Source organism: Paenibacillus sp. Marseille-Q7038 (assembly GCF_965111595.1).
Map to the genome: position 1 here is coordinate 3455095 of NZ_CBCOOM010000001.1, position 18301 is coordinate 3473395.

Genomic DNA, 18301 nt, shown 5'->3' on the forward strand with positions numbered 1-18301 from the left:
ACGCCGAGTGGATGCCTTTTTAAGTCCTTAAAATGCACAAAAAAACCTGCTGGCTATAAGCCAACAGGTTCTCTTAAGTTTATTTATACCTTCACTCTTCGTACAAAGAGAGAGACAATGAGTCCAATAATGGAAGCAATAAAAGCGAACATGAACGCATTTTGCACGCCCGCTGTCAGAGCTCCTGACATAAAGATCGGATCATTCACATCACCTGCATGATCAGCGATATATGTCATCTGACCTGCAGTCATAATACTAATAGCAATTGCTGTACCGATTGCACCTGCAATCTGCTGCAACGTATTCATTACAGCGGCTCCATCTGGATAATACTCTTTCGGCAATTGATTAAGTCCATTGGTTTGACTAGGCATCATAATCATCGCCACCCCGATAAAGAGACCCGTATGCATCAGAATAACAGCAAGCGTCGAAGTTTCCGTTGTTACATTCGTGAACAAGAATGTGAATAATGTAGTAATGATGAATCCAGGGAATACAAGTGCTCTTGGACCATACTTGTCAAATAGTCGGCCCGTAAAGGGTGACATCAGTCCATTCATAATTCCCCCCGGCAGCAGCAATAAACCCGCAGTGAAAGCAGCTAACAATAGTCCACCTTTTAAGTAGAGTGGCAGCAAGATGGCAGCCGACAATATAAGCATCATACAGATAAATACAATGATAACTCCAAAGGTAAACATCGGGAATTTAAACACACGCAGGTTAAGCATCGGTTTCTCCATACGGAATTGTCTTATGGTGAATAAGGTAAGTCCGATGACTCCCAGAAGCAGCGGAATAATGACAAGTGGATCGCCCCATGAACCTGCCCCTTCTCCTGCATTACTGAAGCCATATACAATACCGCCAAATCCAATTGTCGAAAGCAACACGGATAGGATATCAATCTTCGGTTTCGTAATGGTAGATACATTTTGCATGAATTTCAAGCCAAAGAAGAAAGTTAGAATAAGTAGCGGCAGACAGATCCAGAAGATCCAGTGCCAGCTGAGTTTTTCAACGACAAGACCAGACAATGTCGGACCTACAGCCGGAGCAAACGTAATAACAAGACCCATGGTTCCCATTACGGTTCCACGTTTGTGTGCCGGGAAAATAACCAGGATTACTGTCGTCATCAGCGGTAACAATAGTCCTGTTCCGATGGCCTGAATCACACGAGCAATGAGTAGTATAGCAAAATTAGGTGCCATGGCAGCGACAAGTGTACCCAGAATGGAGAATACTAAGGATGCACTAAACAGTTGTCTCGTTGAGAACCACTGTAGTAATAACGCAGAGATAGGAACAAGAATTCCAAGCACAAGCAAATAGCCTGTAGTTAACCACTGTACTGCATGGGTTTCAATACCAAAATCACTCATGATTTCGGTAAAGGCCATGTTGAGTGCTGTTTCACTAAGTAACCCAATAAAAGCACCAATCATTAGTGCAATCGTAATGGGAACCGGCCTAATTACCGGTTTTTCTAAAGATGACATCGTATGCTGACTCAAAAAAACACTCCTCTTATCACTATTTATCTATATTTAGACCAGTCTATATAATATGTCTGCAAAAAATGAGAGACTTCTGCTCTACTGTTTAAGCAAAATGGGTATATATTCGGCGACCACCTGCAGCGGCTGTCCATTCTTATTAGTGAGACAACGCGTAATGGCTCCTTCAATCATACTGTTAATGAGCATGGATAGCTTTTTCGCATGCTCCAGTTCGAATCCTTCTTTCATTAAACTTAGGCGATATGCCTCTTCCCACTTTTCAAAAGCCGCCTGACAAGCGAGTCGCAAAGGTTCACTAATCAGCGATGTTTCTGCAGCAACGATACCGATGGGAATCCCCTCGAGTGTATCCACCTCGTTAAAGCACGCGACCATTTTCAAAATATGATTCTGAATTCCCATTATCGCACTGACATCTTTATTCAGACTTTTCAGGATGTCAGCTTCTACAAATTCAGCCATCCTATGTACAGCCTCTATAGCCAATTGTTCCTTTCCATTCGGAAAATGATAGTACAAGGAACCTTTCGGTGCTCCACTTTCTTTCAGAATCTGATTTAGACCCGTTGCATGATAACCCTGCAAGTGAAACAGACGTGTTGCTGTGGCAAGGATATTATCTCTTGAGTCATTCTTTGAATTCAATCTCTTACCCCATTTCTCATAAAATATAGTGACTGGTCTACTTATTTTAAGACTATCTCATTGTATAGAGCACACTATTCACTGTCAATCTATTCTTTACAAGCAATACAAAAAACTCTGAGTCTTCCATTATGGAAACTCAGAGCATTACTTACTTTCTCTATCTAATCTATGAGGCTTGCTGTTAATTTTTTTGTTTGGAAGGCAATAAGCGCATTATATAATTGCAATCTCCGGAAAGGTTTAAAAGTTAAAAACTCATACCTCTTCTTCTGCTCGGCATTCAATGTCGTCCCAATGGGTGCTAGAAGTCCAATCGGCACGTCCTCGCCAAGGTATGTTCTAATATCTGATGATTCTTCGATACTAAAATCCATTAATATCAAATCATAAGTTAACCCCTTCTGGATCTGGGTCATCGCTTCGGCGGTAGAAGCTACTTCTGTTTGTTCAATCCCCCAGCTCTTCAAAAGTCTACCCAGTGATTGCCTGCTGGTTTCGTTATCATCAATGATCAGAATCTTCATCTGTTTAAGAACAGATGAGGAGAACGGTAAATTATCATAGCCAGCATATTCTTTAAATCCAAGAATAATACTGATTTTTGTACCCACTCCAACCTTACTCTCTACTTCAATAGATCCATCCATCATGTTCACTAAATTTTGTGCGATGGCAAGACCAAGCCCTGTTCCACCGTAGTGATGAATATGGTCGTTCTCATGCGCCTGGTAATAATGCTGAAACAACTGGGATATCTTCTCTTCTGCAATACCTACACCGCTATCCTGAATGGTAATTTGAATATACACCTGATCCTCATTCGAAGAATTCAGAAGACGCAGACATACAAGGATTTCTCCTTCATGCGTAAACTTTACGGCGTTACTAAGGAAATTAAGTAGAATCTGCCGTATTTTTTCAGCATCACCGAGGAGATACGTGGGGATATCTGGAGCTACATCAAGAATAACTTCTACGGGTTTGCCTAACGTCCTCGGGGCGACTGTATAAATAGAATCTTCTACCGTAGAAACAAGGTCAAACGGGTCCTCTTCGAGTACAGCTTTGCCGGCTTCGATCTTACTATAGTCCAAAATGTTATTTACAAGTGACAGCAGTGAATTGTTGCTTGACTTCAATAAATCCATGTACTCCTGCTGCTGCTCCGTAAGCTCCGTTGTTTCTAGTAGATCTGACATGCCTATCGTTCCATTTATCGAATTTCGAAGTTCATGAGTGATCATCGCCAGAAATTCCGATTTATGTTGTGTCATCTGATCCGCCATTTGAACTTCATTTCGTAATTTTTGGACTTTCATTTCAAATTCTTTCTTATCTCGATACAGCATTTCATTCCGCTTCACTTCAAGATCAATAATTCTTTCAAGTTCAATAATGTAAGACAAGAACATCGCCATGGAGGATAGCGTTTGTATATCCTCATCTTTGATGATCGCCGAGCTGTTATCAAGAACGCATAACGTTCCAAACAATCTTCCGCTTTTATAACTAATCGGCACCCCAATAAAGGAGTGATCACCGATTTGCTCTGTAATATCTAGTTCCTTCGTTATTGGATGCTCTAAAGTACTAGAGATGACAACCGGTTCTCTGCCAACCAAACTGCAATACGATTGCTTGTAAGGAAGCGAGACCCCTTCCTGTACGAGGATTTCCGCTCTGTTAAAAGCTTTCAGTATTTTATTCGTTACACCATCATTCGTTGCTATAAAAATAGTCTCTGCTTGAATCAGAGACTTCAAAACATCAATAATATGACTTGCTGCCTCTTCAAAATTTTGAAAGAAACGTGATTTATCCTTGATCATAGTTCACCTCTATTTCATACGACGCGATGAAACCTACCCAAAGTATACTACATATTTATAGATATTACCTGCTGATAAACCTTTATCCGCATTATATATTTGATCCTTTATATTTATTAGTGGATGAACTTTCGCCCTGAAAACTCATTTCATGAGATGTAAGTAAAAAAAACACGACCCATTCACGGATCGCGTTTTTATTCCTCTTAGGTCCAGCCCCACACAAATCCGTCACGATCCCAGGCGATTCGTCCCTTATGAAGTTTACGGAAAGCTTTCTTCACTTCTTTCTCCAAAGAGGCATTCCCATTCTCATTAACAAATACAAATTCCTCTCCAAAATGTTCCCGCACATAGCGAATGGCCTCTTCTTGATATAAATTGCCCTTAAAACGTATTTCCTCTACCATCCATTCGGCTACCTGTTCAGCTGTATATGACATTCTTTATCTTTCCTTTCAATTCCATGTGACACTTTAGATTTTCATTCATTTTAACACATTACAGGTCTATTTGTTCCTATTCATCATCGTCGCTTTATTCACTTACTCCTTATTCAGCTTGGTCAGACGGAATTCCCTTCGGTACGATGTTGGGGTCACACCGGCCAAGCGCTTGAACCATTTAGCAAACTGCTTATCATCCTTTATCCCGACGAGGGCGGCAACTTCTTTAATATGTAAGTTTGTGCCCGTCAGAGCTTCTTTTGCTGCATCCAGCTTTAATCGGTGAATGTAACCCAGCACGCCAACACCAAATCTTTTCTTGAACATACGAGATAAATAATCTTTGTTATATCCCATATGATCTGCTATTTTCTCTACCGAGATATCTTCACTTTGTGCGTGCAGACGAATCCATTCAAGAAGTTCGGGGAGCTGCGGATTCAGTGCCGAATACTCGTCTGCATCTTGGAGCTGTTCTGCGAGTTCAATGAGAAGTGTGGTCAGAAAATAGTCTCCTGCTCTCCCTATTCGGTACCCGCCGCTCCCTGCATGCAAAAGCTGACGTGCTAAAATATGCACTCGGTTTGGATTTGGGCATCTTGCATACCTTGGAATTTGTCCGTATGATTCTGCTACATCAGAGGGTGCTTGTTCAGGTAATAAAAAATGAAACCAGTAAAATGAAACTCCAGGCTGGGAAAGCTTGTACCCACGGTGTCTTTCTCCAGGTTCAAGCAGCAGAACATCCCCTTCCTTCACTTCATACATTAACCCATTTACTTCGATAAAAATCACCCCGGATACGCCAATAATCAGTTCATAATCTTCGATCGTCCGGTCCATATGAGACCAAGACTCATCCGATAAAAAGCGCCCGCCCATTACAAAAGTATAGGGCTGATGCAAATAAAGAGACAACAAATCGATCTTCTCCTTCCCTCTCATTAGGAGGTCAGTTTTTGACACCTATTATACCTTACCTTCTACCGACAAAGGGGAGCATTCTGATCTATGATGTAATAAAAGATCATGAAATGGAGAGTGAAACCATGAATAAAGTATCCCGTTCGTTTCGATCACAACCCTTACCGCTAAAAAATATAGCCATTAACGATTCCTATTGGACTCCTTATGTTGAACTTGTTAAAAATACCGTTATCCCTTACCAATGGGATGCACTAAATGATGCGATCCCTGACGCCGAACCAAGCAGAGCCATTCGTAATTTCCGCATTGCTGCTGGACTAGAGGAAGGCGAGTTCCACGGCTTTGTATTTCAGGACACGGACCTGTATAAATGGCTCGAAGCCGTGGGCTTCTCCCTATCAGCTTCCCCGGACCCGGACCTTGCCAAGGTCGCTGATGAAGCTATTGATTTAATTGCTGCTGCACAAGATGAAGACGGTTACATCAATACTTATTTCATGGTTGCTGCACCGGAAAAACGCCTGACCAATCTACAAGACTGTCATGAGTTTTATACTGCTGGTCATTTAATTGAAGCAGCCGTTGCGTATTACGAAGGTACAGGCAAAACGAAGCTTTTGGACGTAGCAAAGAAATTTGCTGACTTCATCTGTCTTACATATGGACCGGAGCCAGGTAAAATTCGAGGATATGATGGTCATCAAGAGATTGAGCTTGCTCTTATTAAGCTGTACCAAGTAACAGGTGATACAAAATACCTCGATCTCAGTTCTTTCTTTATTGATGAAAGAGGTCAAGAACCAAGCTTTTTCCGTGCAGAGTGGGAAAGCCGGGGACGGAAAACGTTCTGGACAGGTGATCTTGTACAGAAAGAATTCCCTACCCTCGAATATTGGCAGGCACACAAACCCGTTCGGGAACAAGAAGTAGCGGTAGGCCATGCGGTACGTGCGGTTTATATGTATACGGCAATGGCGGATTTAGCCATTCTTAAGGGGGATCATGAACTACTGAATGCTTGCAAAAGATTGTGGAATAACATTGTCCATAAGCAAATGTATGTGAATGGCAGCATCGGTTCAACCCATCATGGGGAAGCCTTCACTTTTGACTATGACCTGCCTAATGATACGAATTATTCCGAAACCTGTGCATCTATTGGCCTTATTTTCTTTGCTAGACGCATGCTTCAAGCTGAGATGAAAGGGGAATACGCCGATGTAATGGAGCGCGCACTCTACAATACGGTTACTGCCGGAATTGCTGGGGATGGACAACATTATTTCTATGTGAATCCGATGGAAGTATGGCCGGAAGCAAGCAAAGGAAACCCAGGCAAACATCATGTGAAGGCGGTTCGTCAAAAATGGTATGGCTGTGCTTGCTGTCCTCCTAACGTTGCTCGCTTGTTATCTTCCCTTGGCTCATACATCTTCACTTCAAGCGAGGATACGCTTTATACCCATCTATATATCGGCAATGAAACACAAGTAGCGCTAGGCTCTAGCAAAGCGACAATTAAGCTTACCAGTGAATTACCTTGGAAAGGACTAGCCAGCTTACAAATCGGGGCAGTAGAAGGCGATGGAGTATTCACTCTAGCTATACGTGTCCCATCCTGGTCTCATGATACCTCCTTCAGCGTGAATGGAGAAGAAATTACGGCTGAACTTCGTGATGGATATGCCTACTTCAAACGCACATGGAAGCAAGGCGATCAGCTGTCCGTTCATTTTGATATGCAGGCACGGCGGCTGTATTCTCACTCAAACGTGAGAGCAAATGCAGGACGTGTAGCCCTTCAGCGCGGTCCGCTCGTATATTGTCTAGAAGAAATGGATAACATCTCTCCACTGACATCCGTTCGTCTGCCCGCAGACGCTGAAATTCGTGAAGTAACCGGCATATGGAATGATGAAATTGTATTCCTTGAAATGGACGGTATCCGTCAGGAAGAAGATACCGAACATCAAGATACTCTCTACTCCACTGCACCACCGAAACAGGAAGCTCAGCGGCTGCTGGCTGTTCCCTACACCTTATGGGGCAACCGCACTCCGGGAGAGATGCAGGTCTGGATTCGAGAACAGTCTTAAATTAACAGAAGGAGTGATCCCTTGTTTCCGGTCCTAGAAACCAAACGTCTTATCATGAGAGAGATAACAATACAGGATGCTGTTTCTATCTACGAATATCTCTCCATGTCAGAAGTAACACGCTATTATGGAAGAGAAAACTTGGAGAGCCTTGAGCAAGCAGAAGAAATCGTCGCTTTGTTTGATACCAATTATAGAGAAAGACGAGGAATTCGCTGGGGGATTGTAAGAAAAGATACCGGACAGTTCATAGGAACAGTCGGCTTTCATTCATGGATTCCAAGACATCGCAGGGCAGAGATTGGATATGAAGTCCATCCAGATCACTGGAGAAACGGATATGCATCGGAAGCCATTCGTGAGGCTATTACCTTCGGTCAGAATACGATGGAACTCAGCCGAATCGGAGCCGTCACTTTTATCAATAATGATGCGTCTGGTCAATTGCTATTGAAACTTGGGTTTGAAAAAGAAGGTTTGTTACGTGATTACATGGTCCATCAGGGGAAGTCTCATCATGCCTTTGTTTATTCACATATCCATCAAGGGTAACCGGTACCTCAGTAACACATAAAGAAGAGTCAGGTCTATAATAGACTTGGCTCTTCTTCTTTTAAATCCACGATCCATCCATAGATTGCTATCTCTTCTCCCTGCTCATTTGGCTGTATATTTCTTAACTGCCGGCATAATCTCTGTTGCGATCAGCTCAATATTCTTCATCACTTTATCCATAGGCAATCCACCAAAATCAATTTCAGCCATGAAACGTTGTTGATTATATAATTCATGTTGGTACAGCATTTTTTCAATGATTTGCTGCGGGCTGCCCACCATTAGTGCATCTCGGTAATCTATTGCTTGTGTGAATTGCTGCTTCGGATAGCCGTTCCCTTTCAGTGCTCTCATGCCTGCATTAAGGTAAGGGTAGTATTCGCGAAGTGCATCCTGTGAATCCTTTGCAGTATAGAACAAGCTAGTTGTTGCCACAGGTAAACGACGAGAATCAAAACCACTTTCCTCTGCAGCCATGCGGTAAGCATCTACAGAATGCTTGAAGTTTATCGCAGGTCCACCAAGCGTGGTCAGCATCATAGGAACTCCTGCATGACCTGCTTTCATTGCACTCGCTGGAGGTCCACCAACTGCCCGCCATATCGGCATTTGACCATGAAGTGGTTGTGGTAATATCCCTGCATGCTTGAGTGGTGCTCTGAACTGTCCTTCCCATGTAACGAACTCTTCCTTGTTCAGTTGCATCAGCAGTTCCATTTTCTCTTCAAACAATTCCTCATAGTCCTGAACATCATATCCGAGCAAGCTATAGGCTCCCACTCTTGATCCCCGTCCTGCAACAATCTCGGCACGTCCACCCGATATTAAATCGATCGTTGCAAAGTCTTCATACACGCGGACAGGATCTGATGTACTGAGTACCGTTGCTGAACTCGCTATTTTAATATGTTTCGTAGCTTGTGCAATCGCCCCTAAAATAACGGTATGTGCTTGTGTCGTAAAATGAGTTTGGTGGCTTTCACCTACGGCAAAAACGTCCAGTCCGGCCTCATCCGCCAATTGACTCGCTTCAATCAATTCATGAATACGTTGCTGTGCAGGAATACGTTTCCCTGTCATAGGATCAATTACATGCTCACCAATAGAATATAACCCAAATTCAATGCCTTTATTTGTGTCTATCCGGTATTGTTCCATCTTCATATCTCTCCTTCGTAATCAATCGATTGGTTGTAAGTTCGCTTCAATCTCGGCACGTCTCTCTTCTAAGAAAGGTGGCAGATCTAGTCCTTCTCCAAGCGACTCCACACTCGCATCTGCTGTAAATCCTGGCCCATCTGTGGCCATTTCAAATAAAATCCCATTTGATTCACGGAAATATAAACTTTGGAAGTAGAAGCGGTCAATGATTCCTGAAGTGCGGAATCCCTGTTCGTTAATAACCTTATCCCAATAGCGCAAATCTTCTTCGTTCTTTACACGAATTGCAATATGATGAATGCTGCCTTTTCCCGGTTTTTCCATAGGTCCTTCTTGCTGTTTCACTACAATCTCTCCAAAGGATTGCCCGGCTACGGATTGATACACGACTGCATGCTCCGAACGAGATGCCTCTACATAACCGAGGAGTTCCTTTAAGGTTTTGTCTAATCGATCTGCATAACGTACGGTTAATTCAATTGCACCAAGCCCCAATATACGATGCTCTGACGAGACAGGGGAATCTCCCCATGCTGACCAGTATTCCGGAATTTCTAAGCCCTCATTGTTCAGCAGGATCATTCTTAGTCCTTCGTTATCCTCAAACTGCAGCGCATCTTTACCCGCATATTGAGTGATTTCTCCGTGATGTACATGAAGTGACTCGAATCTATTTTTCCAAAAAATCAAACTCTCATAGGATGGGACAAGTAGTCCAATTTGGCTAATGCTATTCGTTCCACGAATCGTGCTCCCCACACGAGGCATTTCAAAAAAGGATAGTTCTGTTCCTGCACTCCCCGTTACATCACCGTAAAACAGATGATACATACTAGGGTCATCTTGATTGACCGTCTTTTTCACTCTGCGTAAACCTAGTACCTTTGTATAAAACTGATTATTTTCTTTCGCGTCTTTCGTGAGCATAGAAATATGATGATGGCCTGAAATGGTATACATAATAATCTCTCCTTTGTTAATTGACTAATCAAGTGATGGTGAAAAAAATTACCGCTATGGCATTTTTTTTGTTTGGCTATGTTTATGAACCCGTGTCATTAATCGATATAATGTTTTCTTCTCTTCCTCATCTAGTACTTCATCAAAAAAAGAAGATTGGAATGCAATTTGCTGTGACATTGCTTTGGCAAGTGCTTCTTCCCCTTTTTCAGTTAAACGAATCGTCTTCGTTTTCCAGTGTTGCTCACGCTCGATATACTGCTCTTTCTCAAGCCTTGCTAACATACGGGAAATACCACCTTGTGTTACGGTTACCTTCTCAGCGAGCTCCGATTGAGTCAGTGGTTGGTAGACCGATATTTGCACAAGAACATCAAATTGAGCGGTCGTTAGATCAAACTGCTTCAAAAATTCATTGGATAATTGATTGCTCTGGTGAGTAAAGCGCACTAGACGTAACCATATTAATGAACCTAGTGTGTTTTTCTCCATATGCATCCCCTCCAATCATTGTTTCTATTATCACTTTACTACTCAACTGATAAATAAGCAACCTTTTTATTTTAAATTTAAGATAAATTATATAATTCAAACAAAGAAGCCTGCCCGATCATCAAAGATCTGGGCAGGCCATTATTAGATCAACACCGCTTCGTCACGAATATCTCCGACAATTTCTTCTAAGATATCTTCCATCGTAACGAGCCCTATTGTAGTTCCTTTCTCATCTGTTACAGCTGCAATATGAACACGACTTTGCTGCATTTTTATGAGCACATCTTTAATTGATGCGTTCTGTGAGAAGCGAGGCATATCATGGATAAAGTCACTCATTCTACATTCTCTTCCTGCAGCAAAACTTGTCAGCATCTCTTTCGTATTAATAAATCCGATAAATCGATGTTTATTTCTCTGTTCTATGACGGGATACCGCGTGAATTCATTCTGATTCAGAACTTCCATCATCTCGTTAAGGGACATTCCACTACTTAAAGTAACGATCTGCTCACGTTCGATCATAATTTCTTTAAGCAACCGCTCATCAAATGCAAAAATGTTCTCCAGATAATCCAGTTCTATTTGATTGATCTCTCCACGTTCATAACTATGATTCACAATCAGCTTAAGTTCCTCTTCAGAATACACGGTATCGTGGCCAGAAGGTTTCACCCCAAATATACGAAGCAAGATCCGAGCAGAACCATTCAGCCCATAAATGAATGGATACATAATTTTACCGAACCAATAAAGCGGTGTGGCAAGGAGTAATGTCATCTTTTCTGCAAACTGAATTGCGAGTGTCTTTGGTGCCAATTCACCAATAACAACATGTAAAAATGTAATAATAGCGAGGGCAATGGTATATGATAGCACCGTTGCTAGAGCTTCTGGTACATTAAAATGTTCAAATATCGGATGCAGTATCTTTTCAACTGTCGGTTCACCCAGCGCACCGAGTACAAGCGCAGTAATGGTAATACCGAGCTGACAGGCGGATAGATAATAATCAAGATCATGTGCTACTTTTTTAGCAGTTATTGCTTTTTTATTCCCATCCGCAATCAGTTGTTCGATTCTGGACATCCGTACTTTAAGAATTGCAAATTCCGCTCCGACAAAGAAAGCGGTGAGTCCAATAAATACAGCGACCAAAACTAAGTTTAACGCAATTATTCCGTCCAATTCATTCCCTCAGGCTGAGGGATTCACCTCCAAGAAATTGATCTTACTTTCTTTCATCAAAAGAGAATCCCTCTATTCATGATGAACACGCTGAAGAATAACTTGTTTAATCTGATAGTTATCCATCTCTGCAACAGTCCATGTAAATTCTCCATGTTCAATCACATCACCGGTCTCAACCGTCGTTCCTTTTTGGTATTGAATCCAACCTCCGATGGTATCCATCTCTTCATCACCCTCAAAGATGAAACCAAACTGCTTCTCCAATTCGTCCAGGAGGACACGCCCGCTAATCAAATACTCATGCTCCCCTGTTTTTTGTATATCGGCTACTTCATCCGCATCAAATTCATCACGAATTTCGCCTACAATTTCTTCTAATATATCTTCCATGGTAAGAATGCCGGATGTACCTCCATATTCATCTATAACGACGGCCATATGCACTTGTTGCTGCTTCATTTTGATCATCGCATCCTGAATTCTTGTGTTTTCAACAACATAAGGAAGTTCCCGGATGAAATCCGAAAGTTTGCTCTCTTTTTCAGCAACAATATACGGCAGCATCTTCTTTACATTCACTACCCCTGCAATTCGATCTTTGTCCCCTGCCTCAATGACAGGATAACGGGAGTAATTGTATTGATCTAGAATAGGAATGATATCGACATACTCCATATCCTGATCTAAAGTAATCAGTTCTGTCCTAGGAACCATGATGTCTCTGGCAACACGCTCGTTAAAAGAAAAAACATTTTCCATATAGGCAAGCTTCGTCTGGTTAATCTCGCCGCCTTCATAACTTTGATTCATAATAATTCGCAGTTCATCTTCCGAATATGCCTGATCATGTTCCGCAGGCTTTACACCAAAAGCACGAAGAAGGGTACGTGATGCCCCATTCAATACCCAAATGAACGGATACATAACCTTACCAAACCAATAAAGCGGTGCAGCAAGTAACATGGTTATCTTCTCAGCATATTGAATCGCTACTGTCTTCGGTGCCATCTCACCCACTACTACATGTAAAAAAGTTACGAAACTAAAAGCAATAGCATAAGAAGCAACAGAAGCAATCGATTCTGGTACATGCAGGTAATCAAATAATGGATATAATAAGCGTTCAACCGTCGGTTTTCCTAGAGCCCCTAGTCCGAGCGCCGTCACCGTAATACCTAATTGACAGGCTGAAAGATAATAATCTAGATCAGCGACGACCTTCTTCGCTAAAACTGCTTTTTTATTGCCTTCGGCAATGAGTTGGTCGATCTGAGACATACGTATTTTAACAACAGCAAATTCGGATGCAACGAAAAAAGCAGTGAGTCCAATTAATATAAGAAGCAAGAATAAATTCGTAATGGTTACAATGTCCAATGACTTCCCTCAGCTGAGGGATTCACCTCCAAAAATATGATCTGAAATATTCCTAACTCATTCAAAAAACGGTTTACACCCGCATTTTGATATGTATGCAAAATCGCCTTCCCAATGAGCCCAGCCTCCTTTTTCATCTCTGTATTAAATGAAAACAACCAAACCATACAGCTTTCCGTCATGGTTTGGTTGTTTCAACAATACCATAAAATCTATAAATCTCTAAACATACTTAGATTACACTTTCGTAAGAGAACGGTAAGTTCACCTTTTTATCGTATTGAAATTAGAAGAATTTAACCAGAGCAATTGCTGATAAACTAAAAACAAAACAGCCATTTCCGGTATGGTACCGTGAAATGGCTGTTGTTAAATCTATTATACATACTTGCTATTATATTTGGAATTAAAATCTTCATCCGATTTTACGAGGTAAATGATTCCCTCAATCAGCCCTAGAAATCCTGGTATAGCCGTCCATGAGAAAAGGAGGTACACGATACCCCAACCAATTCTCCCTAAATAAAACTTATGTATACCTAATGACCCAAGGAGAATGCCAAGTACACCAGCTACCACTTTATTCTTCATTTCTTTCACCCCTAAGCTTTCGCATTGAATCATATGAAAAAAACGAAAAAGATGTCCTCTGTTCAATACAGAGCCCACCTTTTTCCACCTCTTTATAAACGATTATTAAGCAGCCATTTCACGGCAAACTTTTGCACAAGCAAAACATGCCTCTGCACATTGCTGACAATGATCGTGGTCATGTTTTTTGCATTCGTTACCGCATGCTTCGCAGGCCTCTGCACAAGCTAGACATATGGCTTTCGCATAACTACTATTCATTGACATCGCATGCGCTGCAAACTCACATAGATCTGCACATTCTCGGTCTAGGCGGATGCATTCTTTCATCATTGCCATATCCTCTTCATTCAAGCAAGATGAATAACAATGGTTACAAGCAACCATACATTTTAAGCACTCTTCGATACATTCTTTGTAATTTTGATGCGTCATCGTACGCCACTCCTCTCGGGTTAATATAAATAGAGTAAATCCCTACTCTATACTTACCCAAGGTCGAAATACATTAACTACTGTTAATATTTACCTATTTAATATAATGCAGTTACCCCTTAAAAGAAGTTTTCCTACTCCCATCGTTAAGCCCCATTTTCATCAGGCAAAAAAAACTGCCCGACCCTTGTTAGGATCGAGCAGATTGGCCTTAAAATCTAAAGTATACTTTACAACAAAGTCTTTTTATTTAGGATGCATTCGATCATTTCGAATACATTAATTTGCAGAAGACGCTGACGCAACCTTCTCTCTCGCAATAGGTTCAGCTGTAGAATTCACTGCTTTTCCAGATGTTTTCGTCTCGTATTTATCCCAGCGAACACAATTCTCTAGGATAATCACCATGACGACGCCAATGATCAGTCCATTAGACAGAATCGGTGTTAGCAGCGGTGGAAACTCGGTAAACGCAGAAGACGGTATATTCATGATACTGATTCCTATGAGTACCGGAAGAGCTACACGATAGATCGTTTTTGGATTGAAAACTGCTCCTTGGAACGTCCGAATCGCTGTACCAAACATCTGCAAGTAAGCCGCAAAGAGCACTGCGTTTCCTACGGATAAAGGAAGCTGCGCTAACCATCCGCTGAGAGAAGGAAATACCCCTACAAAGATAAACATAACGGAGCCTGCGAATAAAGCAGCTCGCCGCAGTACTTTCGTATTTTCGAGAAAACCAATAGAGGAAGCAAACGTACCAAACGGAATGAGCCCAAGGCATCCCCCCAGAATGGAAAAGAGATTCGTGAACAGAAATGATCTTCTGTACTGTTTCTCTGTCGTTTCTCTCTGATACATTTTACTTGCTGCGATTAAGCTCGTTAAAGTGTTCGTCATATTCACCAGGCCGGCAATTAGACCAACTACGATAATTCCCGGCTCCAGTTCTGGTGTTCCCCATGGAAACCAGTGCCACACCCCATTTGCTCCTTCAGCAACAGAGCGTGCACTCTCTCCCCCTCCGAACAAGATTGCATAAGCGATCCAGCCGACCACAATTCCGCTCAGCAAAGAGAACTGTCCGAATTTACCTTTACCTTTAATATGAATAATAGCGACAACCACAATAATAAAGAGTGACAAACCGGCAAGCGATAAATCCCATTTTCCAGTCTGATCATATCCGATCATGCCTTTAAAAAAGGTATTAGCCAGCTGAAATGTGAGTAGAAGCAAATATACCCCCATAACAATTGGCGTAAAAATACGCTGGAGCACTTTGATAAAGCCACACAGCGTAAGGATAATAACCAGTATGCTTGATAGAATAAAACCGCTGGCCAGACTGGCTGCTACGGAACTAAGTGAAAGTCCCATTGCAGGTGCAGACGCGCATATACTGAGCACAAGTCCCCACCACACGCCAGCCGGCCCATCCATCAGCGCATAACGATGCCCCCATATCACTTGTACGATACAGAGAATTCCGGTCAGTATGAAGGAACGTTGCATCGACCCCGCAATCTCATCCGGCGCAAGCCCAAGTGCATGACCAATGGATAGTGGTACCATAACTGTGTTTGTAAACAAAAAGAAAAGCCACTGCACACCGGCAAGCAGCACACTAAATGAATATCTTGATTTCAACTGATCCATCATTTCTATTTCCCATCTTTCACCATCGTAATTACGTATTTCTGTATCTCTTTATTTGGCTCCTGCCTGTTCTAAAATGGAGATGATTTCGGCGTATTTTTGCCGCTTGGCATGCTGTAAAGGCGTAACCCCATCACTGTCAGCCAGATTAACATCCGCTCCATGTGTGACGAGCAGTTTCACAATTTGGGTATGGTTTACCCCGCCATCGCCTAGAATGACAGCTTCAAGCAGAGCAGTCCATCCTAAGTCGTTGACATGATCAATGTCTACATCTGAATGTTTAAGTAAGTAGTCTACAATCTCCACATGACCTCGGTCAGCAGCAGGAATAAGGGCCGTACCGCCAAAACGGTTCGTTATACTCGTATCTGCTCCTGCTTCGACCATTAGCTTCACAATCTCTAACCTTCCCTCCGCGCCTGCGTAGAGCAGTGGATTGTCATTCCGTTGATCTCGGAGGTTCAGGTCAGCCCCTGCATCAATCAATGCTTTTACCGTATCTTGCTTATCGTTATGTGTCGCTGCCAGGATCGCTGTCCGTCCCTTGGCATCGGTTGTATTTATATCTACACCTGATTCTAATAGTGTTAAAACTCTGTCTGTTTCACCACGTTCAGCTACCGAGATTAGTTCTGTTGTCATCACTTCTCCACCTTCCTTGTTTATTACTTCCCTGGATGGTTCATTCGAAGGGTTATTACAACCTACAAGCATGAGTACAAGTACACATATGATTCCTGCTCCAGGCAACCTCACATTATCCCTCCATCCCTATGCTATGTTTGTATGGTATCATGAGCATAACTATATTAAAAATATTTAATACCTTGCAAAAGTATATGGAATTCATATAGATAACGACAAGGAGAGCATACCTATGGATATTAAACAATTGCGTTATTTTATCGCGCTTGCAGAAGAACTGCAGGTGACTTCCGCTGCACAAAGGCTCCACATGTCTCAGCCTCCGCTTAGTCAGCAGCTAAAGATGATGGAAACGGAACTCGGTGTACCGCTGTTTCATCGAAATGGACGTCACCTTGAGATTACCTCTGCGGGTAAAACGCTGTACGAGCATGCACTCAGCATCACACGTATGATGGAAGAAGCAAAAGCCGAAGTAAAAGAATCTGGAATTGGTGTACGAGGTAAACTTTCTATTGGAATTAATACCCTATCTGATGAGCGGCTTCCTGAAATATTGAGTGCTTTTCGCACCCTTTATCCCAAAGTAACCTTCAAAATTCAGCAGAATGAGACTAACATACTCGCCAAACTAGTAAAAGAAAAGATTCTTGATATCGCGATTGTACGCCTCCCCATTTCGCTCGAAGATTATGACTATGCAATTGTAGGCGCAGAGCCTTTATACTTCGTCACAGGGAAAGATGATTCTGCTACTCTATCAATCGCGGCAAACGGCGCTATTTCTTATGAGGTCATTTCCGAATATCCGCTTATCCTTCCTAGTACCGAGGGACTTGGACTCTATCATTTAATCTTGGATCAATTTCATGCTCGGGGACTCTCCCCTGCAATTGTCGGAGAATGTTCCGATATTGGGATATTGGTAGAACTCGTAGCTTCGGGATTTGGAGCATCTATACTCCCACGTTCCTCATTACACCGATATGATAACCGTGATATTCAGACATATGAAATTAATGGTCTTCAAGCCACTTCTAGTTCAGCCGTGATCTGGCTAAAGCAGCATTATCTCAGCAAGTCTGCTCAAAAACTAATTGAGTTACTTACTTCCTCTTCATCTATATCTTCTTATAACTAGATCCAAAAAGTCGGATATGCACGATTACTCCGCATATTGTTGATGATGAGTGCGATGAGCACGATGATCAGAGAACCAATGAGTACAGGTGAAACAAGATAACCCCAACCATATCCGCCCAGCATAATAATGATGGGGTCTGCTCCAGCTGGCGGATGGGTGGTCTTCGTTAACATCATCAGTGAAATGGCTAAGCCCACCGCAAGTCCAATCGCCCAAGGTTCAGCACCAATGAGATGGTAGGCTGCTAACCCAACGAGTGCCGATACAAAGTGACCGCCGATGATGTTACGAGGCTGTGATAAAGGAGCATTCCATACACTAAATGCGAGTACGCAGCTTGCTCCAAATGGAGCCATTAACCATTCAGAAGATGTCATACTTGTGAGAAATGCGAGAATCGAGATGGTTATGAATCCTCCGATCAGTCCAGTTAATGAATCTTTTACATCTATTTTTAGTGGACTGCTGCCTGCTCCTTTCATTTTTAATAGATACCCTTCGACGTTCATTCGTTTCATGGCTTACCTCTTTCCTTATGAATTTCTTTATATACAAAACCAAATTTCTTTAGAAAAGTAAAGAGTTTTTTTACAAAATAAAAAACCAA

The 18301-nt window shown here is 42.1% G+C and carries 18 protein-coding genes; 3 read left to right on the forward strand and 15 right to left on the reverse strand.

Features of this window, described 5'->3' with window-relative positions; genetic code table 11:
- Positions 1 to 83 precede the first annotated feature (83 nt).
- The 5 genes from ACWPWY_RS16400 to ACWPWY_RS16420 all read right to left on the reverse strand — a co-directional run bounded on the left by ACWPWY_RS16400 (position 84) and on the right by ACWPWY_RS16420 (position 5418).
- Positions 84 to 1508: a DHA2 family efflux MFS transporter permease subunit gene (locus ACWPWY_RS16400; protein ID WP_454192914.1), complete on the reverse strand. Its 1425-nt coding sequence runs from the start codon at positions 1506 to 1508 to the stop codon at positions 84 to 86.
- Positions 1509 to 1604: 96 nt separating this feature from the next.
- Entirely contained in the window at positions 1605 to 2174 is a 570-nt protein-coding gene (locus tag ACWPWY_RS16405; protein ID WP_454192623.1) for a TetR/AcrR family transcriptional regulator, read from the reverse strand.
- A gap of 164 nt (positions 2175 to 2338) precedes the next feature.
- Positions 2339 to 4006, reverse strand: a complete 1668-nt coding sequence (locus tag ACWPWY_RS16410) for an ATP-binding protein (RefSeq protein ID WP_454192624.1) — start codon at positions 4004 to 4006, stop codon at positions 2339 to 2341.
- A 206-nt stretch (positions 4007 to 4212) separates the two neighbouring features.
- Positions 4213 to 4449: a DUF6953 family protein gene (locus ACWPWY_RS16415; RefSeq protein WP_454192625.1), complete on the reverse strand. Its 237-nt coding sequence runs from the start codon at positions 4447 to 4449 to the stop codon at positions 4213 to 4215.
- A gap of 102 nt (positions 4450 to 4551) precedes the next feature.
- Positions 4552 to 5418, reverse strand: a complete 867-nt coding sequence (locus tag ACWPWY_RS16420) for a helix-turn-helix domain-containing protein (protein WP_454192626.1) — start codon at positions 5416 to 5418, stop codon at positions 4552 to 4554.
- A gap of 83 nt (positions 5419 to 5501) precedes the next feature.
- Here ACWPWY_RS16420 and ACWPWY_RS16425 point away from each other — a divergent pair, with 83 nt between their 5' ends.
- Together ACWPWY_RS16425 and ACWPWY_RS16430 are read left to right on the forward strand one after the other, a co-directional pair.
- Positions 5502 to 7475, forward strand: coding sequence for a glycoside hydrolase family 127 protein (locus tag ACWPWY_RS16425; RefSeq protein WP_454192915.1), 1974 nt, complete (start codon positions 5502 to 5504; stop codon positions 7473 to 7475).
- 21 nt (positions 7476 to 7496) lie between these two features.
- Positions 7497 to 8027, forward strand: a complete 531-nt coding sequence (locus ACWPWY_RS16430; protein ID WP_454192627.1) for a GNAT family N-acetyltransferase — start codon at positions 7497 to 7499, stop codon at positions 8025 to 8027.
- A 105-nt stretch (positions 8028 to 8132) separates the two neighbouring features.
- Here the strand turns inward: ACWPWY_RS16430 and ACWPWY_RS16435 are convergent, their stop codons facing one another.
- From ACWPWY_RS16435 to ACWPWY_RS16475, 9 genes are all read right to left on the reverse strand, one after another.
- Positions 8133 to 9188, reverse strand: a complete 1056-nt coding sequence (locus ACWPWY_RS16435) for an LLM class flavin-dependent oxidoreductase (RefSeq protein ID WP_454192628.1) — start codon at positions 9186 to 9188, stop codon at positions 8133 to 8135.
- Between the two features lie 21 nt (positions 9189 to 9209).
- On the reverse strand, positions 9210 to 10151 hold the full coding sequence (locus ACWPWY_RS16440) for a ring-cleaving dioxygenase (RefSeq protein ID WP_454192629.1): 942 nt from the start codon (positions 10149 to 10151) through the stop codon (positions 9210 to 9212).
- 54 nt (positions 10152 to 10205) lie between these two features.
- Positions 10206 to 10643 (reverse strand): MarR family winged helix-turn-helix transcriptional regulator, encoded by a 438-nt coding sequence (locus ACWPWY_RS16445; RefSeq protein WP_454192630.1) that lies wholly within the window; start codon positions 10641 to 10643, stop codon positions 10206 to 10208.
- A gap of 144 nt (positions 10644 to 10787) precedes the next feature.
- Positions 10788 to 11834, reverse strand: coding sequence for a hemolysin family protein (locus tag ACWPWY_RS16450; RefSeq protein ID WP_454192631.1), 1047 nt, complete (start codon positions 11832 to 11834; stop codon positions 10788 to 10790).
- Between the two features lie 72 nt (positions 11835 to 11906).
- Entirely contained in the window at positions 11907 to 13214 is a 1308-nt protein-coding gene (locus ACWPWY_RS16455; protein ID WP_454192632.1) for a hemolysin family protein, read from the reverse strand.
- Between the two features lie 378 nt (positions 13215 to 13592).
- Entirely contained in the window at positions 13593 to 13805 is a 213-nt protein-coding gene (locus tag ACWPWY_RS16460; protein ID WP_454192633.1) for a TM2 domain-containing protein, read from the reverse strand.
- A gap of 105 nt (positions 13806 to 13910) precedes the next feature.
- Positions 13911 to 14240 (reverse strand): four-helix bundle copper-binding protein, encoded by a 330-nt coding sequence (locus tag ACWPWY_RS16465; RefSeq protein ID WP_454192634.1) that lies wholly within the window; start codon positions 14238 to 14240, stop codon positions 13911 to 13913.
- A 279-nt stretch (positions 14241 to 14519) separates the two neighbouring features.
- On the reverse strand, positions 14520 to 15905 hold the full coding sequence (locus tag ACWPWY_RS16470; protein ID WP_454192635.1) for a uracil/xanthine transporter: 1386 nt from the start codon (positions 15903 to 15905) through the stop codon (positions 14520 to 14522).
- Positions 15906 to 15953: 48 nt separating this feature from the next.
- On the reverse strand, positions 15954 to 16547 hold the full coding sequence (locus ACWPWY_RS16475) for an ankyrin repeat domain-containing protein (RefSeq protein ID WP_454192916.1): 594 nt from the start codon (positions 16545 to 16547) through the stop codon (positions 15954 to 15956).
- A 235-nt stretch (positions 16548 to 16782) separates the two neighbouring features.
- Between ACWPWY_RS16475 and ACWPWY_RS16480 the strand changes: the two genes are divergently transcribed.
- Positions 16783 to 17691 (forward strand): LysR family transcriptional regulator, encoded by a 909-nt coding sequence (locus tag ACWPWY_RS16480; RefSeq protein WP_454192636.1) that lies wholly within the window; start codon positions 16783 to 16785, stop codon positions 17689 to 17691.
- On the opposite strand, the gene ACWPWY_RS16485 is transcribed toward ACWPWY_RS16480, so the two are convergent.
- Complete coding sequence (locus ACWPWY_RS16485) at positions 17688 to 18212, reverse strand: HPP family protein (protein WP_454192637.1); 525 nt, start codon at positions 18210 to 18212, stop codon at positions 17688 to 17690. The genes ACWPWY_RS16480 and ACWPWY_RS16485 overlap by 4 nt on opposite strands.
- Between the last annotated feature and the right edge of the window lie 89 nt (positions 18213 to 18301).